The 20,713-nt window shown below is 64.1% G+C and carries 20 protein-coding genes; 14 read left to right on the forward strand and 6 right to left on the reverse strand.

Features of this window, described 5'->3' with window-relative positions; translation table 11 throughout:
• Positions 1–65 precede the first annotated feature (65 nt).
• The 4 genes from OZ411_RS23955 (at position 66) to OZ411_RS23970 (ending at position 3,861) form a co-directional block, all read left to right on the forward strand.
• Positions 66–929, forward strand: a complete 864-nt coding sequence (locus OZ411_RS23955) for a branched-chain amino acid ABC transporter permease (RefSeq protein WP_282529920.1) — start codon at positions 66–68, stop codon at positions 927–929.
• Between the two features lies 1 nt (position 930).
• Positions 931–1,899 (forward strand): branched-chain amino acid ABC transporter permease, encoded by a 969-nt coding sequence (locus OZ411_RS23960; RefSeq protein WP_282529921.1) that lies wholly within the window; start codon positions 931–933, stop codon positions 1,897–1,899.
• 302 nt (positions 1,900–2,201) lie between these two features.
• A complete protein-coding gene (locus OZ411_RS23965; RefSeq protein WP_282529922.1) occupies positions 2,202–2,846 on the forward strand; it encodes a DUF47 domain-containing protein in 645 nt (214 codons plus the stop codon).
• Between the two features lie 10 nt (positions 2,847–2,856).
• On the forward strand, positions 2,857–3,861 hold the full coding sequence (locus tag OZ411_RS23970; RefSeq protein ID WP_282529923.1) for an inorganic phosphate transporter: 1,005 nt from the start codon (positions 2,857–2,859) through the stop codon (positions 3,859–3,861).
• On the opposite strand, the gene sugE is transcribed toward OZ411_RS23970, so the two are convergent.
• Positions 3,862–4,176, reverse strand: a complete 315-nt coding sequence (gene sugE, locus OZ411_RS23975; RefSeq protein WP_282529924.1) for a quaternary ammonium compound efflux SMR transporter SugE — start codon at positions 4,174–4,176, stop codon at positions 3,862–3,864.
• A gap of 154 nt (positions 4,177–4,330) precedes the next feature.
• On the opposite strand from sugE, the gene OZ411_RS23980 reads away from it, so the two are divergent.
• The 5 genes from OZ411_RS23980 to OZ411_RS24000 all read left to right on the forward strand — a co-directional run bounded on the left by OZ411_RS23980 (position 4,331) and on the right by OZ411_RS24000 (position 10,228).
• Positions 4,331–5,950, forward strand: coding sequence for a peptide chain release factor 3 (locus OZ411_RS23980; RefSeq protein ID WP_282529925.1), 1,620 nt, complete (start codon positions 4,331–4,333; stop codon positions 5,948–5,950).
• 227 nt (positions 5,951–6,177) lie between these two features.
• A complete protein-coding gene (locus OZ411_RS23985; RefSeq protein WP_282529926.1) occupies positions 6,178–6,786 on the forward strand; it encodes a hypothetical protein in 609 nt (202 codons plus the stop codon).
• Between the two features lie 218 nt (positions 6,787–7,004).
• Entirely contained in the window at positions 7,005–7,589 is a 585-nt protein-coding gene (locus OZ411_RS23990; protein ID WP_282529927.1) for an NnrU family protein, read from the forward strand.
• Positions 7,590–7,591: 2 nt separating this feature from the next.
• Positions 7,592–8,413: a 3-methyl-2-oxobutanoate hydroxymethyltransferase gene (panB, locus tag OZ411_RS23995; RefSeq protein WP_130582305.1), complete on the forward strand. Its 822-nt coding sequence runs from the start codon at positions 7,592–7,594 to the stop codon at positions 8,411–8,413.
• Between the two features lie 222 nt (positions 8,414–8,635).
• The gene (locus OZ411_RS24000) at positions 8,636–10,228 is read left to right on the forward strand and encodes a class I adenylate-forming enzyme family protein (protein ID WP_282529928.1); all 1,593 of its coding nucleotides are present in this window, start codon (positions 8,636–8,638) and stop codon (positions 10,226–10,228) included.
• Positions 10,229–10,390: 162 nt separating this feature from the next.
• On the opposite strand, the gene OZ411_RS24005 is transcribed toward OZ411_RS24000, so the two are convergent.
• The gene (locus tag OZ411_RS24005; protein WP_282529929.1) at positions 10,391–10,789 is read right to left on the reverse strand and encodes an ester cyclase; all 399 of its coding nucleotides are present in this window, start codon (positions 10,787–10,789) and stop codon (positions 10,391–10,393) included.
• Here OZ411_RS24005 and OZ411_RS24010 point away from each other — a divergent pair.
• From OZ411_RS24010 to OZ411_RS24030, 5 genes are all read left to right on the forward strand, one after another.
• Positions 10,778–11,494 (forward strand): hypothetical protein, encoded by a 717-nt coding sequence (locus OZ411_RS24010; RefSeq protein WP_282529930.1) that lies wholly within the window; start codon positions 10,778–10,780, stop codon positions 11,492–11,494. The two genes, OZ411_RS24005 and OZ411_RS24010, sit on opposite strands and share 12 nt — an antisense overlap.
• Before the next feature lie 167 nt (positions 11,495–11,661).
• Positions 11,662–12,315, forward strand: a complete 654-nt coding sequence (locus tag OZ411_RS24015) for a tetratricopeptide repeat protein (protein ID WP_130584257.1) — start codon at positions 11,662–11,664, stop codon at positions 12,313–12,315.
• Positions 12,316–12,349: 34 nt separating this feature from the next.
• Positions 12,350–12,931: a hypothetical protein gene (locus OZ411_RS24020; RefSeq protein ID WP_282529931.1), complete on the forward strand. Its 582-nt coding sequence runs from the start codon at positions 12,350–12,352 to the stop codon at positions 12,929–12,931.
• Between the two features lie 57 nt (positions 12,932–12,988).
• Complete coding sequence (gene der, locus OZ411_RS24025) at positions 12,989–14,371, forward strand: ribosome biogenesis GTPase Der (RefSeq protein WP_282529932.1); 1,383 nt, start codon at positions 12,989–12,991, stop codon at positions 14,369–14,371.
• A complete protein-coding gene (locus OZ411_RS24030) occupies positions 14,368–15,618 on the forward strand; it encodes a TCR/Tet family MFS transporter (protein ID WP_282529933.1) in 1,251 nt (416 codons plus the stop codon). The genes der and OZ411_RS24030 overlap by 4 nt, the downstream gene beginning before the upstream one ends.
• A 95-nt stretch (positions 15,619–15,713) precedes the next feature.
• Here the strand turns inward: OZ411_RS24030 and OZ411_RS24035 are convergent, their stop codons facing one another.
• The 4 genes from OZ411_RS24035 to OZ411_RS24050 all read right to left on the reverse strand — a co-directional run bounded on the left by OZ411_RS24035 (position 15,714) and on the right by OZ411_RS24050 (position 20,585).
• Positions 15,714–16,964 (reverse strand): ABC transporter substrate-binding protein, encoded by a 1,251-nt coding sequence (locus OZ411_RS24035; protein ID WP_282529934.1) that lies wholly within the window; start codon positions 16,962–16,964, stop codon positions 15,714–15,716.
• A 123-nt stretch (positions 16,965–17,087) separates the two neighbouring features.
• Positions 17,088–18,212, reverse strand: coding sequence for a hypothetical protein (locus OZ411_RS24040; protein WP_282529935.1), 1,125 nt, complete (start codon positions 18,210–18,212; stop codon positions 17,088–17,090).
• 195 nt (positions 18,213–18,407) lie between these two features.
• A complete protein-coding gene (locus OZ411_RS24045; protein WP_282529936.1) occupies positions 18,408–19,712 on the reverse strand; it encodes a transposase in 1,305 nt (434 codons plus the stop codon).
• A 132-nt stretch (positions 19,713–19,844) separates the two neighbouring features.
• A complete protein-coding gene (locus OZ411_RS24050; protein WP_130582268.1) occupies positions 19,845–20,585 on the reverse strand; it encodes an SDR family NAD(P)-dependent oxidoreductase in 741 nt (246 codons plus the stop codon).
• Positions 20,586–20,713 lie beyond the last annotated feature (128 nt).

Consider the following 20,713-nt stretch of genomic DNA (forward strand, 5'->3'; position numbering starts at 1 on the left):
TCATCGCCCGCCGGCGGTGAAGCCGGCGGGCTCCATTTGGGGGGAGGGGGGCGAAGGCCAACGCGATGCAGGCTCTCTACGCACAGCTACTGGTGGGACTGATCAACGGCTCGTTTTACGCGCTGCTCAGCCTCGGGCTTGCCGTGATTTTTGGCATGCTCAACATCATCAATTTCGCCCATGGCGCGGTCTACATGATGGGCGCCTTCTGCGCCTACTTCCTGCTCAACATCGCCGGCCTCGGCTATTGGTGGGCGCTGATCATCGCGCCCATCGTGGTCGGCATTTTCGGCATGTTCCTGGAGCGGACCATGCTGCAATGGCTGTCGGGCCTCGACCATGTCTATGGCCTGCTGCTGACCTTCGGCATCGCGCTGATCATCCAGGGCATCTTCCAGAACTATTTCGGCTCCTCCGGCCTGCCGTACCAGATTCCTGACGCGCTCCGCGGCGGCATGAATCTCGGCTTCATGTTTCTGCCCGTCTATCGCGGCTGGGTGGTCGTGTTCTCGCTGGTGGTATGCCTGGCCACCTGGTTCCTGATCGAGAAGACGCAGCTTGGCGCCTATCTGCGCGCCGCGACCGAAAATCCGACGCTGGTACGTGCCTTCGGCATTAACGTGCCCAGGATGATCACGCTCACCTACGGCCTCGGCGTCGGGCTTGCGGCGCTCGCAGGCGTGCTGTCGGCGCCGATCAACCAGGTCCGCCCGCTGATGGGCGCCGACCTCATCATCGTCGTGTTCGCGGTGGTGGTGATCGGCGGCATGGGATCGATCATGGGATCGATCATCACCGGTTTCGCGCTCGGCGTGATCGAGGGACTGACCAAGTATTTTTATCCCGAGGCTTCCAACACCGTCGTGTTCGTCCTGATGGTGCTGGTCCTGCTTGTGAAGCCGACGGGACTGACCGGACGGGCGGCCTGATATGTCAGCACTCACCGACGATACCCTGCCGGTCCCGCCGCGCGCGATGCGCGACGAGATGGTCGCTTTCGGCATAATGGCCGTGCTGCTGGCCATCGTGCCGCTCACCGGCATCTATCCGTTCTTCGTGATGCAGGCGCTGTGCTTCGCGCTGCTCGCCTGCGCCTTCAACCTGCTGGTCGGCTATGGCGGCCTGCTGTCGTTCGGCCACGCGATGTTCCTAGGCACCGCCGGCTACGTCTCGGCGCATGCGCTGAAGGTGTGGGCGCTGCCGCCGGAGCTCGGCATCATCATCGGCACGGCCGCGGCCTGCGGGCTTGCCGTCATCACCGGCTACATCTCGATCCGCCGCCAGGGCATCTACTTCTCGATGATCACGCTGGCGCTGTCCCAGCTCCTCTACTTCATCTACCTGCAGGCGCCGTTCACCCATGGCGAAGACGGCATCCAGGGCATTCCGCAGGGCTTTCTGTTCGGCGTCTTCAACCTCGCCAAGCCGACGGTGCTTTATTACGTCGTGCTCGGCGGCTTCCTCGGCGGCTTCCTCCTGATCTACCGCACCATCAACTCGCCCTTCGGCGAGGTGCTGAAGTCGATCCGCGAGAATGAGCCGCGCGCGATCTCGCTCGGCTACAAGACCGACCAGTACAAGCTGCTTGCCTTCATCCTGTCTGGCACGCTGGCGGGCTTTGCCGGCTCGCTCAAGGTGTTCGTGGCCCAGAACGCCTCGCTGACCGACGTGCATTGGTCGATGTCCGGCGAGATCGTGCTGATGACGCTGGTCGGCGGCCTCGGCACCGTTTTCGGTCCCGTGGTCGGCGCCTTCATCATCATCGCCATGCAGCAATATCTGGCTGGTTACGGCCAGTGGGTGACCGTGATCCAGGGCGTCATCTTCGTCGCCTGCGTGCTGACCTTCCGCCGCGGCATCATCGGCGAGGTCGCGCGTTTGCTCAGGCGGTCGCTGTAGGGCTTGCTACGCATCGTAGCCCGGGTGAAGCGCCAGCGTAACCCGGGACATCTGCGTCCGCGTTTACCAGCGGCCCCGGGTTACGCTGGCGCTTCACCCGGGCTACGGCACCGATCGCGTGGCTCGATTGGAGCCCAACGCAATCCTGCTGCGTTGGGCCCTCGAAGGCGTCGGGGACCCTTTCACAAAGCGGTGGATGACCGGGTTCCGGCGGCGGAGCGCTGGCCGTTCCTGCACAAAATGTTCTATGACAGTTTTGTGACAGGTTACGGAGTGGCCGTCCGGCACGATGGATATGACCTATGCTACGCTGGTTTCGAGCCTTTTTGCCCAAGGAGGAGCGGTTTTTCGACCTGTTCGCCCGGCATGCCAAGACCTCCGTCCAGTGCGCGATGGCGCTGCGGGATGTGCTGAAGGGTGGGGACGAGACGCCCGTCCACTGCCAGCGCGTCAACCAGTTCGAGAATGACGCCGACAACATCACCCGCGAGGTTCTGACCGCCGTCCGCCGCACCTTCATCACCCCGTTCGACCGCGGCGACATCAAGAACCTGATCACTTCCATGGACGATGCCGTCGACCAGATGCAGCAGACCGCCAAGGCGGTGGTGCTGTTCGAGGTGCGCGCGTTCGAGCCGCCGATGCGCGAGATGGGGACACTGATCGTGGAATGCGCCAATCTGGTCGGGCGCGCGCTGCCGCTCTTGCAGTCGATCGGCAGCAACGTCTCGATGCTGACGCAGATCACGGAGGAGCTCACCAAGCTCGAGGGCCGGGTCGATGATCTCCACGACATCGGGCTGAAGGAGCTTTACCTCAAGCACCGCGACGCCAACACGATGGATTTCATCGTCGGCGCCGAGATCTACGATCACCTCGAAAAAGTCGCCGACCGCTTCGACGACGTCGCCAACGAGATCAACTCGATCGTGATTGAGCAAGTGTAGGGCAGTTTACGTGGACGCCACGCTTGGTCTTCCGGTCCTGGTGATCCTGATCGCGGTCGCCCTGCTGTTCGATTTCCTGAACGGCCTGCATGACGCCGCGAATTCGATCGCGACCATCGTCTCGACCCGCGTGCTGCGGCCGCATTTCGCGGTGTTCTGGGCGGCGTTCTTCAACTTCGTCGCGTTCACCGTATTCGGACTGCACGTCGCCAACACCATCGGCACCGGGATCATCGAGCCGGAGGTCGTCGATGCCACCGTGATCTTCGCCGCGCTGGTCGGCGCCATCGTTTGGAACGTGATCACCTGGGCGCTCGGCATTCCCTCGTCGAGCTCGCATGCGCTGATCGGCGGCCTGGTCGGCGGCGGCATGGCGAAGGCGGGGGTCTCGGCGGCGGTGTGGAGCGGGCTCTCCAAGACGCTGCTCGCGATCGTGCTGTCGCCTTTGATCGGCTTCCTGCTGGCACTGGTGCTGGTCGCGATCGTGTCATGGCTGTCGGTGCGCTCGACGCCGTTCGCGGTCGACCGCGCCTTCCGCATCCTGCAATTCGTCTCCGCCTCGCTCTATTCGCTCGGCCATGGTGGCAATGACGCGCAGAAGACCATGGGCATCATCGGCGTGCTGCTCTATTCGCAGGGACATCTCGGCGAGGAGTTCGGCATCCCGTTCTGGGTGGTGCTGGCCTGCCAGGCCGCGATGGCGCTGGGCACCCTGATGGGTGGCTGGCGCATCGTCCGCACCATGGGGCTGCGCATCACCAAGCTGACGCCGATGCAGGGCTTTTGCGCGGAGACCGGCGGGGCGGCGACCCTGTTCATGGCGACCTTCCTCGGGGTCCCCGTTTCCACCACCCACACCATCACCGGCGCCATCGTCGGCGTCGGTGCGGCGCGCCGGGTCTCGGCGGTGCGCTGGAATGTCGCAAGTTCGATCGTCTATGCCTGGGTCATCACCATTCCAGCCGCCGCCGCGGTCGCGGCCGTCACCTATTGGGTGGTGTTGGCGCTGCGCTGATCAGGTGACCAGCTTGAGGCCGACAATGCCGGCCACGATCAGCCCGATGCTCGAAAGCCGAAGCGCGGTGGCTGGCTCGCCGAACAGGATGATGCCGAGCATCGCCGTTCCGACCGCGCCGATGCCGGTCCACACCGCATAGGCGGTTCCGATCGGCAGCGTCTTCAGCGCGAGCCCGAGCAGGACAATGCTGCCGACCATGCTCAGAAGCGTCAGCACCGATGGAACGAGCCGTGTGAAACCTTCGGTATATTTGAGCCCGATCGCCCAGCCGATCTCCATCAGACCGGCGATGAGCAAGATAGTCCAGGCCATGACGACCCTCCTGATAGGGCAGGGTCGTCCCCGCGGCTGATGTCGTGAACAGGAAGGTCGTCCTTCCCGGGCCCGATATGGGGCTGGCCTTCGCGCTCCGCAATCACCAAATAGGCTTGATCGCCCCGAGTTTCCCTGCCAAACGCTCACCGCCATGTCCGACCTTGCCCTGACAGCCGAATCGCCGTCTCGTTCCCCGCTTGCCGATGAAGTGGCGCGGCGGCGCACGTTTGCGATCATCTCCCACCCGGACGCCGGCAAGACCACGCTGACCGAAAAGCTCCTGCTGTTCGGCGGCGCCATCAATCTCGCCGGCCAGGTCAAGGCCAAGGGCGAACGGCGGAACACGCGTTCCGACTGGATGAAGATCGAGCGCGAGCGTGGCATCTCGGTGGTCACCTCGGTGATGACCTTCGAGTTCCAGGACCACGTGTTCAACCTCCTGGACACACCGGGCCACGAGGACTTTTCGGAAGACACCTATCGCACGCTGACCGCCGTCGACTCCGCGGTGATGGTGATCGACGCGGCAAAGGGCATCGAGGCGCGCACGCGAAAACTGTTCGAGGTTTGCCGCCTGCGCGACATCCCGATCATCACCTTCATCAACAAGATGGACCGCGAGAGCCGCGACACCTTCGACCTCCTGGACGAGATCGAGAAGACGCTGGCGCTCGACACCACGCCGATGACCTGGCCGGTCGGCCGCGGCCGCGATTTCATGGGCACCTATGACGTCAGGAACGGTGGCGTGCGCCTGCTCGAAGGCGGCGGCGCCAAGACCGGGCAGGCCGAGCAGATCGACATCGCCGATCTCGCCAGCCGCAATCCCAATCTCGACGTCACCGAGATCAAGGACGAACTCGCGCTGGTGTCGGAAGCCTGCAAGCCGTTCGAGCTCGATGCGTTCCGCGAAGGTCATCTGACGCCGGTCTATTTCGGCAGCGCGCTGCGCAATTTCGGCGTCGGCGATCTCCTGGAAGGGCTCGGGCAATTCGCGCCGGCGCCGCGCGCGCAGGATTCCGATCTGCGCAAGGTCGAGGCATCAGAGCCGCGCATGAGCGCCTTCGTCTTCAAGATCCAGGCCAACATGGATCCGAACCACCGTGACCGCATCGCGTTCGCGCGGCTCTGCTCGGGCAAGCTCAGCCGCGGCATGAAGGCCAAGCTGGTGCGCACCGGCAAGAACATGAGCCTGTCCAGCCCGCAATTCTTCTTCGCCCAGGACCGCTCGGTGGCGGACGAGGCCTTTGCCGGCGACGTCGTCGGCATTCCCAACCACGGTACGCTGCGGATCGGCGATACGCTCACCGAAGGCGAGGATTTGACCTTTGTTGGCGTGCCGAGCTTCGCGCCGGAAATCGTCCGCCGCGTGCGGCTCACCGACGCGATGAAGGCAAAGAAGCTGAAGGAAGCCTTGCAACAGATGTCGGAGGAGGGCGTCGTGCAGGTGTTCCGCCCGCGCGACGGCGCTCCGGCTCTCGTCGGCGTGGTCGGCCCGCTGCAGCTCGACGTGCTGAAGGCGCGGCTGGATGCCGAATACTCGCTGCCGGTGGAATTCGAGGTGTCGGAATTCCAGCTCGCGCGCTGGATCTCCTCCGACGACCGCAAAAAGCTGGACACTTTCGTCGCCGCCAACAACTCCGCCATCGCCGACGATGTCGACGGCGATCCCGTGTTCATGGCCAGGAACGAATTCTACCTCGGCTACACCCAGGAACGCGCCGAGGGCATCACCTTCTCCAACGTCAAGGACGTCAAGCGGAAGGGGTGAGGGCGTCTCGCTGCAGCCGTCGTCCCCCGCGAAGGCGGGGGACCCAGGCGGCGGCCTCTCGGTGAAGCACAATCGTCTCTGGAATACTGGATCGCCCGATCAAGTCGGGCGATGACAGCGGTGCGGGCGGAACTCGCCGCGCACGCAAGGAAGTGAACGCGCGCCAGCTTGATGACGCCGCTAGCGGCCCTCATTTCCTTGGGGGCGGCATCCAAAGGGCTTGTCTCATGCTGCGACGCGTCGTGATCTGCCTCGCACTCATCGTCCTCGGAATTTCCGCGGGCCATGCCGCGGAGCGGCGGCGGCACCAGATCAACCCGGTGCCTTTCGCGCATACGCCCTGCAGCGTGCTGGAGGAAGGACCCTGCACGCCGTCCTATTGCGGCGTGTTAAGCACTTGGCCGTGCATCCCCGAGATGAACTACCCCTATGGCGAGAACCTGCAGCTCACGATCATGACGGTGCCGCCGCAGGACCAGGCCGAGAAATACAAGAAGCCCGATCACGATCTCGACACCATCGGCGATCTCTTCCAGGCGCTGCGCTCCTGCTGGACGCCGCCGTCGGCCGACGACGCGCGCGGGGGCATGCAGATGTCGGTCCGTTTCAGCTTCAAGCGCTCCGGCGAGATGATCGGAGCGCCGCGCATGACCTTCGCCACATCAGGCGTTCCCGCAGATACCCGCACCACCTACCTGAACGCGATCGACGCATCGCTGAAGGGCTGCCTGCCACTCAAATTCAGCAATGGCCTCGGCGGCGCGCTCGCCGGCCGCCCGATCGCGATCCGCTATGTCGACAATCGTGAATTGGGCAAGCAGGCGGAGAAGCCGTAACTTCCTCACCGCTGTCATTGCCGGGCTTGACCCGGCAATCCATCCGTCGAAAGAATCATCATTGTCCGCTGCGCGGAAGATGGATACGCGGGTCAAGCCCGCGTATGCCGCGGGGAGGGTCGATGCCAAGGGCTCGCCTATTTTTTGGCGCATTGCACTCCACGCCGCTAAAGTGATACCCGAAGGCCCAATACGCACCACGCCGAGGGAGGGACATCGTGGGACTGCTGGTGATGATCCTGGGACTGGTCCTGTTCTTCGCTGTCCACACGCTCACGACCCAGCGCGGCTTGCGCGCGCGCTGCATCGATGCGATGGGCGAGGGCGGCTACAAGATCGCCTATTCGGTGGTCTCCGCGGTCGGGCTCGCGCTGATCATCTGGGGATTTGCCCGTTACCGCGCGACGGGCTGGATCGACGTCTGGTATCCGCCGACATTCCTGAAGCACATCACCATCGCGCTGATGCTGCCGGCCGTGATCCTGGTGGTTGCGTCCTACATCCGCGGCCGCATCTACACGACGCTGAAGCATCCGATGCTCGCCGGCATCAAATTATGGGCGGCGGCACATCTGCTCGCCAATGGCGATCTCGGCTCGATCATCCTGTTCGGCTCGTTCCTGGCCTGGGCGGTGTTCGACCGCATCTCACTGAAACATCGCGCTGATGCCGGCGGCCCGCCGATTCCGGTCGGCGGTGCCGGCAATGATATGATCGCGGTCGCGGTCGGCGTCGTCGCCTATGTCGCACTGGCCTTCGCGTTCCATCCGGTCGTGATTGGCGTCCCCGTCGTTGGAGCTTAACTATGTCCGTACAATCAGCCATCAAGCGCAAGACCGCACCCGATATCCGCGCCCGCAAGAACGGCGAGCCGATCGTGATGCTGACGTCGTATCACGCGCATACTGCGGCGCTGGTCGACCGCTACTGCGACGTCATCCTGGTCGGCGATTCCCTCGGCAACGTCATGCATGGGCTCGAGACCACCGTGCCCGTCACGCTGGAGATGATGATCCTGCAGGGACGCGCGGTGATGCGCGGCTCCGAGCGCGCGCTTGTCGTGGTGGACATGCCGTTCGGCTCCTATGAGGCGTCAAAGGAGCAGGCGTTTCATGCCGCGGTGCGGATTTTGAAGGAGACCGAGTGCGGCGCGGTGAAGCTCGAAGGCGGCGCCCGCATGGCCGAGACGGTAGCGTTCCTGACCGAGCGCGGCATTCCCGTGATGGGCCATATTGGCCTGACGCCGCAATCGATCAACACGCTAGGCTCGTTCCGTGCGCAGGGGCGCGACGAGAAAGGCTGGGCGCCGATCGAGAACGACGCCAAGGCGATCGCGGAAGCCGGCGCCTTCTCGGTCGTGATCGAGGCGGTGGCCGAGCCGCTCGCGCGCAAGATCACGCAGGAGATCGCCATTCCCACCATCGGCATCGGTGCGAGCGCCGCCTGCGATGGCCAGGTGCTCGTGCTCGAGGACATGCTCGGGCTTTCGCCGCGCACCCCGAAATTCGTCCGCCGCTACGGCAATCTCGGACCCTCGATCGAAGCGGCCATCGAGGGCTATGCCGCCGACGTCCGCGCGCGCAAATTCCCCGGGCCTGAGCATGTCTACGACATGAAAAAGAGCTAGAGGTTGGCGAAGTCAGATCGAGTTGCTCCGCGATGGACGTTGCGTTCCCTCCGTCGTCATTCCGGGGCGCGACGAAGTCGCGTGCCCGGAATCCATCGGGCGGCAAACTCTGCGGTGGAATGGATTCCGGGCTCACGCTTACGCGTGCCCCGGAATGACAGCGCGTGAGGAAGCACCTCCCGCCATTCCGGGAGACGTGAAGCAAACCTGTAGGACAGGGTGATGAACTGGTCAGGGCATTCGATTCCGGACATGCGGCTCGAAGCGCGCTTCGGCGACCGGGTCGTGCCGGTGTTTTGCGAGCGGCCGAAGAGCATCTGGGCGATGATATCGGAGGCCGCCGCCAGAAACCCTGACGGCGAGGCGCTGATCTGTGGCGACAGGCGAATGAACTGGCGCGAGGTCGTGCAGCAGTCCGCGCAGGTCGCGGCCGGATTGCAGAAGCTCGGTCTGCGCGCCGGCGATCGGGTCGCGGTGCTGCTCGGCAATCGCATCGAATTCGTGCTGACGATGTTCGCCGCCGCGCATGCGGGCCTGGTGACGGTGCTGCTCTCGACGCGGCAGCAGAAGCCCGAGATCGCCTATGTCTTGAGCGACTGTGGCGCGAAGCTCCTGATCCACGAGGCGACGCTTGCCGCGCGCGTGCCCGACGCGGCCGATGTTCCCGCGCTGGAGCGTCGGATTTCCGTCAGCGACGACAGCGGATCGCAATTCGCAGCGCTGCGCGACAATGTGCCATCAGAGGCGCCAGCAATGGTCGGCGAAGAGGATACGGCGATGATCCTCTACACATCTGGCACCACGGGGAAGCCGAAAGGCGCGATGCTCGCGCATTGCAACGTCATCCATTCCTCGATGGTGTTCGTGTCCGCCCTGAAACTCACAGCGGCGGATCGCTCGATCGCGGCGGTGCCGCTGGCGCATGTCACCGGCGCGGTCGCCAATATCACGACCATGGCTCGCTGCGGCGGCGCGTTGATCATCATGCCCGAGTTCAAGGCGGCCGAATATCTGAAGGTCGCCTCCCGCGAGCGCGTCACCTACACGGTGATGGTGCCGGCGATGTACAATCTCTGCCTGCTGCAGCCGGATTTCGACAGCTACGATCTCTCGAGTTGGCGCATCGGCGGCTTCGGCGGCGCCCCGATGCCGGTCGCGACGATCGAGCGATTGGACGCGAAATTACCCGGACTGAAGCTCGCGAACTGCTACGGCGCCACCGAGACCACGTCGCCCTCGACCCTGATGCCCGGCGAATTGACGGCTGCGCATATCGACAGCGTCGGCCTGCCATGCCCCGGCGCCGAGATCATCGTGATGGACGGCAATCACCGCGAGCTGCCGCGCGGCGAGATCGGCGAGATCTGGATCCGAAGCGGCTCGGTCATCAAGGGCTACTGGAATAATCCGAACGCGACCACGGAGACCTTCACCGCCGGCTTCTGGCATTCCGGCGATCTCGGCTCGATCGACGAGCGCGATTTCGTCCGCGTGTTCGACCGCCAGAAGGACATGATCAACCGCGGCGGCCTGAAGATCTATTCGGCTGAGGTCGAGTCGGTGCTGGCAGGACATCCCGCCGTCGTCGAAAGCGCGATCATCGCAAAACCCTGTCCGGTGCTGGGCGAGCGCGTCCATGCGGTGGTGGTGACCCGCGACGAGGTTGGCGCGGAAGTCTTGCGTGCCTGGTGCGCCGAGCGGCTGTCCGACTACAAGGTGCCGGAAACAATGGCGATCACACGCGACCCGCTGCCGCGCAACGCCAACGGCAAGGTGATCAAGCGGCAGTTACGGGAAACGCTGGCGGGGCTGTAGGGTGGGCAAAGCGTAGCGTGCCCACCTCTTCCTGCACCGCTCTTGATGGTGGGCACGCTGCGCTTTGCCCACCCTACGCGACTGAGCACGCTGGCTATCGTCGTCCCGGCTCCCGGCTACGCCAAAGGCTTCGCCGCGGCGCGCAAGGCCGGGACGACGGCGTCATTGCGAGCGTCGAAGCTGAACTTCGATGGCCGGCTTGTCTATGACCGACCAAACCTCCACGATCTTACCTTCTCGAAATTCGTAAATAACGTTCTCGGCGAACGAAACTCGTTTCCCGTCGATCTTGAGCCCGAGAAATTCTCCTTTCGGCCTGCAGTCGAAGAGCAGGCGGCTCGACACGTAAGGCGGATCCGCGATCAAGAGCTGGATATTGAACGAGAGGTCCGGGATCTGCTGAAAGTCATTTTCCAGCATCTCGCGATAGCCTGACAATCCAATCTGTCGGCCGTTGTGACGTACGTCATCGTGGACGAACCGTCCCAAATTGGTCCAGTCCTGCGCGTTCAAGCAGGTGATGTAGTCTCGATAGACCTTGGAGAGATGTTGCGGCGTCACGACAAATCTCCCTTGTCGCAGGTACCTGAGATCAATTGGTTCCATCGCCACCGCGATCACATCGCTGCCCCGCGAACGCGCCGTGGCTGTCAGGACAACCTTTACCCGGCCTGGCAGCCAAGGCATATTTCCCCAACGATTTTTAAAGGATTTCGCAAGGCGATGAACCAGGGAATCCAGCAAGTCGTTGGCGCCTATGTCAGACTGAAGAACGTGACGGCGCTGTTGGAGATGAAGGCTCACCGAAAGGAACTGCTCTCTCGGGCGCTTGACACGGATCAGTTCAGCCTCGCGCTATCACGTGATCTGTGCCGGCAGGATCTCGCCGCGATCGAAGACGGCATCCAGGATATCTTGAAGGGTGGCACGCTGCGAGGTTACGTCGATCATATAGAGCCTCACACCATTGCTGGCTGGGCTCAGTGCGTCGACCATCCCGAAATCCCGCTTCGCGTGGAACTCTATTTTGACGGCAGACTGGTCGGTAGTGTTCTGGCCGACCGCTATCGACAAGATCTCGAAAATGCCAATCTTGGAAGCGGCAACCACAGTTTCCAATTCAAACCCGATCGACACGCTTTCCTTGCCGCAGAACTGATCGCGGTTGCGGCGCCGGATGGCAAGCTCCTTCACGGGGGAACGTTGAAGCGAACAACTGCGGCGAGCGTCGACCAGCCGCAACCCGCGCTCAATCCTTCACCGTAGCCGATCTGCCTCCCGGGGCCGGCAGCCTTCCACCGTTAACGCTTTGATCCGCCTCGCTTTGCCTTGCCACCGCCATATCATTAAGGTAACGCCGCCGCGATGTGGGGATCGGGCGCGTCTGGCGCCTTGGCATTTTGCTTCGCCCTCCGGGGATGGGATAGCCTTAAGTGTCTGAATTATTTAGTGAAGTCGACGAGGAACTACGTCGCGAGCAGCTCAAGAAGCTGTGGGACAAGTATTCGCTCTACATCATTGCGCTGGCGATTCTGATCGTCGCCGGCGTGGGCGGCTGGCGCGGCTACGAATACCTCCAGGGCCAGAAGGCGGCCGAGGCGGGGGCTGCCTTCGACCGGGCTGTCGAGCTTTCCGAACAGAACAAGCGCGCCGAGGCGGAGGCCGCTTTCGCCGACCTGGCTACGAAGGCGCCGGCCGGTTACCGGGTGCTGGCGCGACTGCGGCTGGCTGCCGAAATCGCACCCCGCGACCCGCAGGCGGCCGCGAAGATGTATGACGAGATCGCCGCCGACCGCAGCGTCGGTGTGGCAGATCAGGATCTGGCGCGGATCCGGGCCGCGCAATTGCTGCTGGAAACCGCGACCTACCAGAACATGCTGCAGCGGCTCGAGCCCGCCACGGCGGCGAACTCGACCTTCCGTCACACCGCGCGCGAATTGCTGGCATTGTCGGCTTACCGCGCCAATGACGCCGCCGCAGCGCGGCAGTGGCTCGACCTGATCGTCAACGATGCCGAGACGCCGCCGAGCCTGCGCTCGCGCGCCGAGGCGCTGCAGGCGCTTTTGCCGCCTGTCGCCAAGAGCTGATTGAGAGGCTAACGAGTTGAGTGAGGGATTGCCCATGCGCCGCTCGCAACGTCTGATCGCAGCCGCTGTCGCCATTGCGCTTTGCAGCGTGCTGGCCGGCTGCGGGGGCGGCGGCCTGTCCAATTTCGATCCGTCGGACCTGCTCGACTTCCTCGACACCAAGAAGAAGCTGCCGGGTGACCGCAAGCCGGTATTCCCGGATGGCGTGCCGGGACTGGAGCAGGGCGTGCCGAAGGAGCTCTACAAGGGCTCGCAGCAACAGCAGATCGATGAGCAGAACGCGCAGGCTGCCGCCGCCGCTGCTCCGCCGCCACAGCCTCCGCCGGAGCAGGCGAAGTCGAAGCGATCGGCCAAGGGCAGGGCGACCAACGCCAGCACGGCGCCCGCAGCCGAGCCGGCCGCCGCCGATCCCAATGCCGCGCCGTCCGAGGAGGGCGCGGCCGCTGCGCTGCCGCCGGAGCCGAAGGCAAAGAGGATGGCGCGCAAGCGCACCACTGCGCCGCCGCCCGATCAGACGACGGCCCAACCGACCGCGGAGCCGGCTCCAGCACAGCCCACGCAGCAATCCGCCGCGCCGTTCCCAGCTCCAATGCCGAGCGGCAGTTTTTCGCGCTAGTTCCTGCTAGACTCCATTGACCTACACGCGTTTACCCCAACAGCGCTTTGATGATCCATGTCCTTCACGATCGCCATCATCGGCCGGCCCAATGTCGGAAAGTCGACGCTGTTCAACCGCCTGGTCGGGCAGAAGCTCGCGCTGGTGGATGACGAGCCCGGCGTAACGCGCGACCGCCGCGAGGGGCAGGCGCGGCTCGGCGATCTCGAATTCACCATTATCGACACCGCCGGTCTCGACGAGGGCGCCAAGGGCTCGCTGACCGCGCGCATGCAGGAGCAGACCGAAACCGCGATCGGCCTTGCCGACGCGCTGATGTTCGTGATCGACGCGCGGGTGGGTCTGACGCCGACCGACCGCGCTTTCGCCGATTTCGCCCGCCGCGCCGACAAGCCGGTGGTGCTTGTCGCCAACAAGGCCGAGGGCAAACATGGCGAGCTCGGCGCGATGGAATCCTACGCGCTGGGCCTGGGCGATCCGGTGCAGATTTCCGCCGAGCACGGCGAGGGCATGGGCGAACTTTATGACGCGCTGAGCGTGCTGATGCCGGCGCCTGCCGAAGATGATGAAGACCTCGAGGATGAAGCGCCGGAAACCGAGGAGGACGTCAGCCAACGTCCGATCCGCGTCGCCATTGTCGGCCGCCCCAATGCCGGCAAGTCGACGCTGATCAATCATCTGCTCGGCGAGGAGCGGCTCTTGACCAGCCCGGAAGCCGGCACCACGCGGGATTCCATCGCGGTCGAAATCAAATGGCAGGGCCGCGACTTCCGCCTGTTCGATACCGCGGGCCTGCGGCGGCGATCGCGGATCGAGGAGAAGCTGGAAAAGCTGTCGGTTGCGGATGCGCTGCGCGCGGTGCGCTTTGCCGAAGTCGTCGTGCTGATGATGGACGCGCAGAACAAGTTCGAGGAGCAGGACCTGCGCATCGCCGATCTGGTCGAGCGCGAAGGCCGCGCGATCGTGCTCGCGGTCAACAAATGGGACCTGGTCGAGCGCAAGCCGAACCTGATCTCAGGCTTGCGCGCCGATGCCGATCATTGGCTGCCGCAGGTGAAGGGCGTGCCTGTTGTTGCGGTGTCCGGGCTGATGGGCGAGGGCGTCGATCGGCTGATGAAGGCGATCGAGGAGGCCTACGCCACCTGGAACAAGCGCGTTCCCACCGCCGCGCTCAATCGCTGGTTCGAGCAGGCAGTCGCCGCAAATCCGCCGCCCGCGGTCTCCGGCCGCAGGTTGAAGCTGAACTACATCACCCAGAACAAGGCGCGGCCGCCGAGCTTCGTGCTGTTCTGCTCGCGCGCCGACGCCGTGCCGCAGTCCTATCTGCGCTATCTCACCAACTCGCTGCGCGAAACCTTCGACCTGCCGGGCACGCCGGTGCGCATCACGCTGCGTGAAAAGGCCAATCCCTTCGCCCATAAGCGCAAGCGGTTGTCGTGAGCGAAGAGGCGGCCGCGACCCTCGACACACCGCCGAGGCGCAGCGGCGCCGCGATCTTCATCTTCGGCACCGTCCTGCTCGACATGCTGGCGCTCGGCGTCGTCATTCCGATCCTGCCGAAACTGATCGAGGGTTTCGTCGACAATGATACGGCGAGTGCCGCGCGGATCTTCGGCCTGTTCGGCACCGCCTGGGCGCTAATGCAGTTATTCTTCTCGCCGATCCTCGGCGGATTGTCCGACAGGTTCGGGCGGCGTCCGGTGGTGCTGTTGTCGAACTTCGGCCTCGCCGCCGACTATTTGCTGATGGCGCTGGCGCCGTCGCTGATCTGGCTGTTCATCGGCCGCCTGATTTCGGGCATCACCTCGGCGAGCGTCTCGACCGCCTTTGCCTATATCACCGATGTCACTGCACCGGAGCAGCGCGCCACGATGTTCGGCAAGATCGGCGTCGCCTTCGGCGCCGGTTTCATCCTGGGGCCGGCGCTTGGCGGTCTGCTCGGCGGCTTCGATCCGCGATTGCCGTTCTGGGTTGCGGCAGGCCTGAGCTTTGCCAACGGACTCTATGGCCTGCTGATCCTGCCGGAGTCACTGCCGCGAGAGCGTCGTTCGCCGTTCCGCTGGAAGAGCGCCAATCCGATCGGCGCGCTGCATCTGCTGGGCTCGGACCGCGTGCTCGCGGGCCTCTCGTTTGCGAACTTCTTCGCCCAGCTCGCGCATGTCGTGCTGCCCTCGACCTACGTGCTCTATGCGACCTATCGCTACGGCTGGGACACCGCGACCGTCGGCGCGACGCTGGCGCTGGTCGGCCTCTGCCAGATGATCGTGCAGGGCGCGGCGATCGGCCCGATCGTCAAGCGTTTCGGCGAGCGGCGGGCGCTGCTGTTCGGGCTCGCCTGTGGCGCGATCGGCTTTCTGATTTTCGCGAGCGCGCCGACCGGAGCGCTGTCCTGGTTCGGCATTCCCGTGATGGCGCTATGGGGTGTCGCGGGCGCGGCGCTTCAGGCGTTGATAACGCAGCTTGTTGCACCGGATCAGCAGGGCCAGCTCCAGGGCGCCACCACCAGCGTGCAGAGCGTGTCCCAGCTCGTGGGACCATTCCTGTTCACGCTGACGTTCGCCTATTTCATCGGCACAAGCGCGCCGTTCAAATTGCCGGGCGCGCCGTTCTTCCTGGCGGCAGCACTGTTGCTGCTGGCGCTATTGGTAGCGTCGCTGACACTCGCGAGAAAAGCGCAGGCTTCGTAGGGTGGGCAAAGCGCAGCGTGCCCACCATCGCGAGCACAGCAGGCGATGGTGGGCACGGCGCTTCGCGCCTTTTGCCCACCCTAGGCATCACGCCATTACTTCTTCACCAGCGGGCATTCGCTGGCTTCGAGCGGCTTGGCCGCGTCTTCCGGCGGGATGGTGGCGATCAGCTTGTAGTAGTCCCAGGGATATTTGGACTCTTCCGGCTTCTTCACCTCGAACAGATAGGCCGGGATGATGCGGCGGCCGTCGATGCGCAGCGGGCCCTTGCCGAACAGGGGATCGTCGGTCGGCAGTTCCTTCATCTTGACGACGGTCTTGGCGCCATCATGGGTGTTGCCGCCCATCGCCTCCAGCGCCTTCAGGTAATGCAGCACGGCCGCGTAATTGCCGGCGACCGTCATCGACGGCATCATGCCCTTCGGCGACACCTTGGTGAAACGCTTCGACCATTCGCGGGTCTTGTCGTTCAAATCCCAGTAGAAGGATTCCGTAAACGTCAGTCCCTGCGCGGTCTTCAGGCCGAGCGAATGCACGTCGGTGATGAAGAGCAGGAGTGCCGCGAGCTTCTGGCCGCCGGAGACGATGCCGAATTCCGACGCCTGCTTGATCGAGTTGGTGGTGTCGCCGCCGGCATTCGCGAGCCCGACCACCTTCGCCTTCGACGATTGCGCCTGCAGCAGGAAGGAGGAGAAGTCGGACGTGTTGAGCGGGTGCTTCACGCTGCCCAGCACCTTGCCGCCATTGGCGAGGACGACGGCGGTGGTGTCGCGCTCCAGCGCATGGCCGAAGGCGTAGTCGGCGGTCAGGAAGAACCAGCTATCGCCGCCGGCCTTGGTCAGCGCCTTGCCGGTGCCGTTGGCGAGCATGTAGGTGTCGTAGGTGTAGGAGATCGTGTTCGGCGTGCAGGCCTTGCCGGTGAGATCGGCGGTGGCCGCACCCGAGTTGAGCAGCACCGCGTTCTTCTCCTTGACGAGATTGCTGACCGCGAGCGCGACGCCCGAGTTCGGCGTATCGACGATGACGTCGACCTTCTCGTTGTCGATCCATTGCCGGGCGATGTTGACGCCGACATCAGGCTTGTTCTGGTGATCGCCGCTCAGCACCTCGATCTTCCAGCCCTTGTTACGCAGGCCGGAATCCTCGACCGCCATGTTGACCGCGGCGACCGAATTGGCGCCGCCGATGTCGGCGTAAAGGCTCGACATGTCGTTCAAGACGCCGATCTTGACGGTTTTGTCCTGAGCCTTGTCTTGAGTTTTGTCTTGGGCGAAGGCCGGGGTCGCAAGACCCAATCCGGCACAGGCGAATAGCGCGGCGTAGCGCCGCGCGCGCGTCGTTTTCATGTGTTCCCTCCTGTTGATGCCGGCATGGCCCTCTTTTTTTGGGGCCTTTCACCGGCGGCGCGGTCGGGGTGACCCGATCCTCGGGTTCCCGCTTATCCTGTCTCGCGCCTTCCGGCAATGCGCTTATCGTAGCGCATCGGAGGTCAGTTTGAATTTCTGGATGCGCTTGGCGTTGTCGACCTCGGCGGTATAGACGTTGCCCTTGGCGTCGACGGCCATGGCGTGGACCCAGTGGAATTGCCCGGCATTGCGGCCGCTGCGGCCGAAACTGCCGACCACGGTGCCATCGTCGCGCCTGACGATCCGGATCTCGTTGTTCTCGCCGTCGGCGCTCAAGAGATAGGTTTGGTTCGGATCGGGCCAGAGCGCGATATCCCACACCGCGCCGTTGCCGAGCGTGCTCTTCTCAAAGAACCACTCTTTGACGAAGGACCCGTCCTTCTTGAACACCTGGATGCGGTTGTTGATGCGATCGCAGACATAGACCCGCCCGTCATTGGCGAGCTTCACGCAATGCACGGGATTGCCGAATTGCTGCGCAACCGGCGCCTTGGGATCATAGGCGGCCTGCTTGTCGTCATCAGGCTTGTTGCCATAGGCGCCCCAGTGCCGCTTGTAGGCGCCGGTGGTGGCGTCGAACACGATCACGCGGCGGTTGCCGTAGCCGTCGGCGACGTAGATCTCGTTGGCCTCCTTGTCGATCGCGGTCTCCGCAGGCTTGCCGAGTTGGGTGGTGTCGTTACTGCCCTTGCTCGGCGCGATCTTGCCGATCTGGGAGACGAACTTGCCGTCGAGCGTGAATTTCAGGATCGCGTTGTCATTGTCGGCATTGCCGCCGACCCAGACGAAGCCGCGCTCGTCGACCTCGATGCCGTGCTCGCGGCCGACCCATTCATAGCCTTCGCCGGGCCCGCCCCAGGCGCGCAACAGATTGCCGTCGGCGTCGAACTCGAGTACCGGCGGCGCCGGGACGCAGCATTTCGAGCGCGGCGGATTGAGCGTTGCGCCTTTCTCGTCATCGGTCAGCGAGCGCGGACGATGGATCACCCAGATATGGCCCTGCCAGTCGACGGTGATGCCGCCGACCTGCCCGAGGATCCAGCTGTTCGGCAACGGCTTCGGCCAGGCCGCATCGACCGCGAAGGCCGGAATGTCGCCGGCATGCGATGGCGCCGACAGGCAGAAGCAGGCGATACAGCTTAAGATGAATCCGAAAAGGGTGCGCGCGCGATTGAGCCTCGCCGTCATGATTGCCTCCCTGATTTTTTCTTGGCGGTTTGCCCGCTCGGGTGGCAGTCAATCGCGGGGCGGGAAGGGTGTCAACTGTTGCCCGCTGTCATTGCGAGGAGCGCAGCGACGGGCCTGTAAGTTTTTCATTGGCCGCGCTGGATAGCAATGGATTTGAGCTGGGTGGCTCGCGCGGGATGCGAGGTAGAGTTAGCATCAGGCGGTCTTCAATGCGCGGCGGCTGATGGCCCAGATGAGATTGTGGGTCACAGCGTGAAGCAGACAGGCGATCCGGACCTTGGCCAAACCGCGCAGGACCATGCGGCCAAAGCCGCGGTTCTTCAGGCGGGCATGGACATGCTCGGTGTTGCTGCGCCGTTTGTAGACCGCTTGGCCTTCTGGACTGTCCATGCGGGCGCGCCACTCTTTCAAGCATTGCGGTTCGGCGGCACGGTTGCGTTCGTATCGCGCCTTGCTTTCTGGTTTGGAGGCGTCTTTGCGGGCCGGTGGCGGGCTGAACACCTGCACGGAAGGGTGAGTTTGCGCAAGGATGCCGATGTCAGCCGCGGTCATCGCGCCGATATCGGCCAGCAGTCGATCCGGCAGCTTGCCGCAACGCTGTTCGACCTGCGCCACCATCGCTGGCGCCAGACCGCGGTCATTGCGCCGCTGCACCGGCTCGATCGCGACCACGAAGCCGCAGGCACTCGCCACTTGCACATTATAGGCAGGCCGTACAGCGCCGTCCGCCATCTTCATCAGCGGCGCATCCGGATCGGTCGTCGAGACACGCTCTTGCTTGGGATGCTTGCCGCCTTTGCCTCCGGCAGGCGGCTCGTCCCCCTTGGTCTGCTCCGTCTCTTCCTTCGCAGTTGCAGGAGGCTTGGCCAGCGCTGCTGCGACACGACGGGCGCGGTCTTCGGCCGCAGAGAGGCGACGCCTCAACAGCCGCCGTTCACCCGCCGCAGAATCGGCCTCCAATTCCTGCTTCAACTCGGCAACTCGGATGCGGGCCTTCTCTTCCAGCTCAGTGAGGGTTTGCCTGCGCCGCATCGACGAACGGCTCGCCGCGGCCCTGACCTTGGTGCCGTCAGTGATAACTTCATCCAGCGTAATCAGGCCTTGCTTCATCAAAGCCGCCAGACTGTTTGTCAGAAGGCGATCGAGGAACTCGCCGCTGTCCAGACGGAACTCCGACAGCATCGTGTGGTTCACCCCGACCCCGCCGCAAATCCAGCGATAGATCGTATGATGCTCGCACAGCCGTGCCAGCGCGCGGGCGGCCCCAATCCCGTCGGCCGTCGCGTACAGCCAAAGGGCAAGCAGAATGCGCGGGTCGGTCGCCGGGCGGCCCGGCGCCTCGCCCCGCGCCTTGATGCGGTCGTAAAAACATTGAAGGTCCAAGCCTTCAACGAAAGACCAAACTGCCCGCACCGGGTGCTCGTCAACCACCAGGCTCTCAAGGTCAACCAGTTCAAAGCCAGGCTGGCTACGCTCTGCCTGCCGAATGCGAACGTCCATCACGCGCTCCGAATCGATCCACGCAATGAATCACACCGCATCACCAAAAAAATGACAGGCCCGACGAAGCAATCCATGCCTCCGCAAGCTGAGAGATGGATTGCTTCGCTTCGCTCGCAATGACGGAGAAAATCACGCTGGCGGATGAAAGCTCATCAGCTTGCGCGAGGGGTAGTCGTAGAACTTGCCGGTCTCGTTCCACTCCGGCATGCACATCGGCAGGATGAATTCGGCCGCCTGCTCAGGCGTATCGAGATCCATCGGGTCTTCGCCCGGAAACACGGCGGCGCGCATGCGGGTGCGGATCGGGCCCGGGCTGAACAGGTTGACGCGCAGCCTCAAGGTCGCGGTCTCGTTGGCCCAGACGCGCACCAGCGTTTCCAGCGCGGCCTTCGACGCCGCATAGGGGCCGAGATAGGCGAGTGCCTTGTTGGCGGCGCCCGAGGTGATGAACACCGCGCGTCCGGCATCGGACACTTTCAGGAGCGGCTCCATGCAGCGGATGAGCTGGAAGTTCGCGGTCACGTTGACCGCCATGACGTCGTTCCACGATTTCAGATCGATGTGGCCGAGCGGCGAGGAGGGACCGGCGACTCCGGCATTGCCGACGAGGATGTCGAGCTTGCCGTGGCGCTCATGCAGCGCGGCGCCTAAGCGGGCGATGCCGTCGGAATCGGTGAGGCTGAGCGGCACCAGCGTGGCGCTGCCGCCGCTTTGCCGGATCTCGTCGTCGAGCTCCTCGAGCCCGCCTTGGGTCCGCGCCACCGCCACGATATGCGCGCCGGCCTTGGCCAGCGCGAGCGCGGTGGCATAGCCGATGCCGCGCGAGGCGCCGGTGACGAGGGCTATGCGGGAGGCAAGGGGAAGGGGCATTTACGGATTAACTCTTCGTGGTCGTCCCGGCCTAGGGCGCAACTTGCGCTCCGGGACCGGGACCCATACTCCGCGGCGGTCATGATACGCGACGGCGGTTGTGTCCAATGGCTTCCGAAAAAACAGGG

The organism is Bradyrhizobium sp. Arg237L (assembly GCF_029990105.1).
Classification (GTDB): Bacteria; Pseudomonadota; Alphaproteobacteria; order Rhizobiales; family Xanthobacteraceae; genus Bradyrhizobium.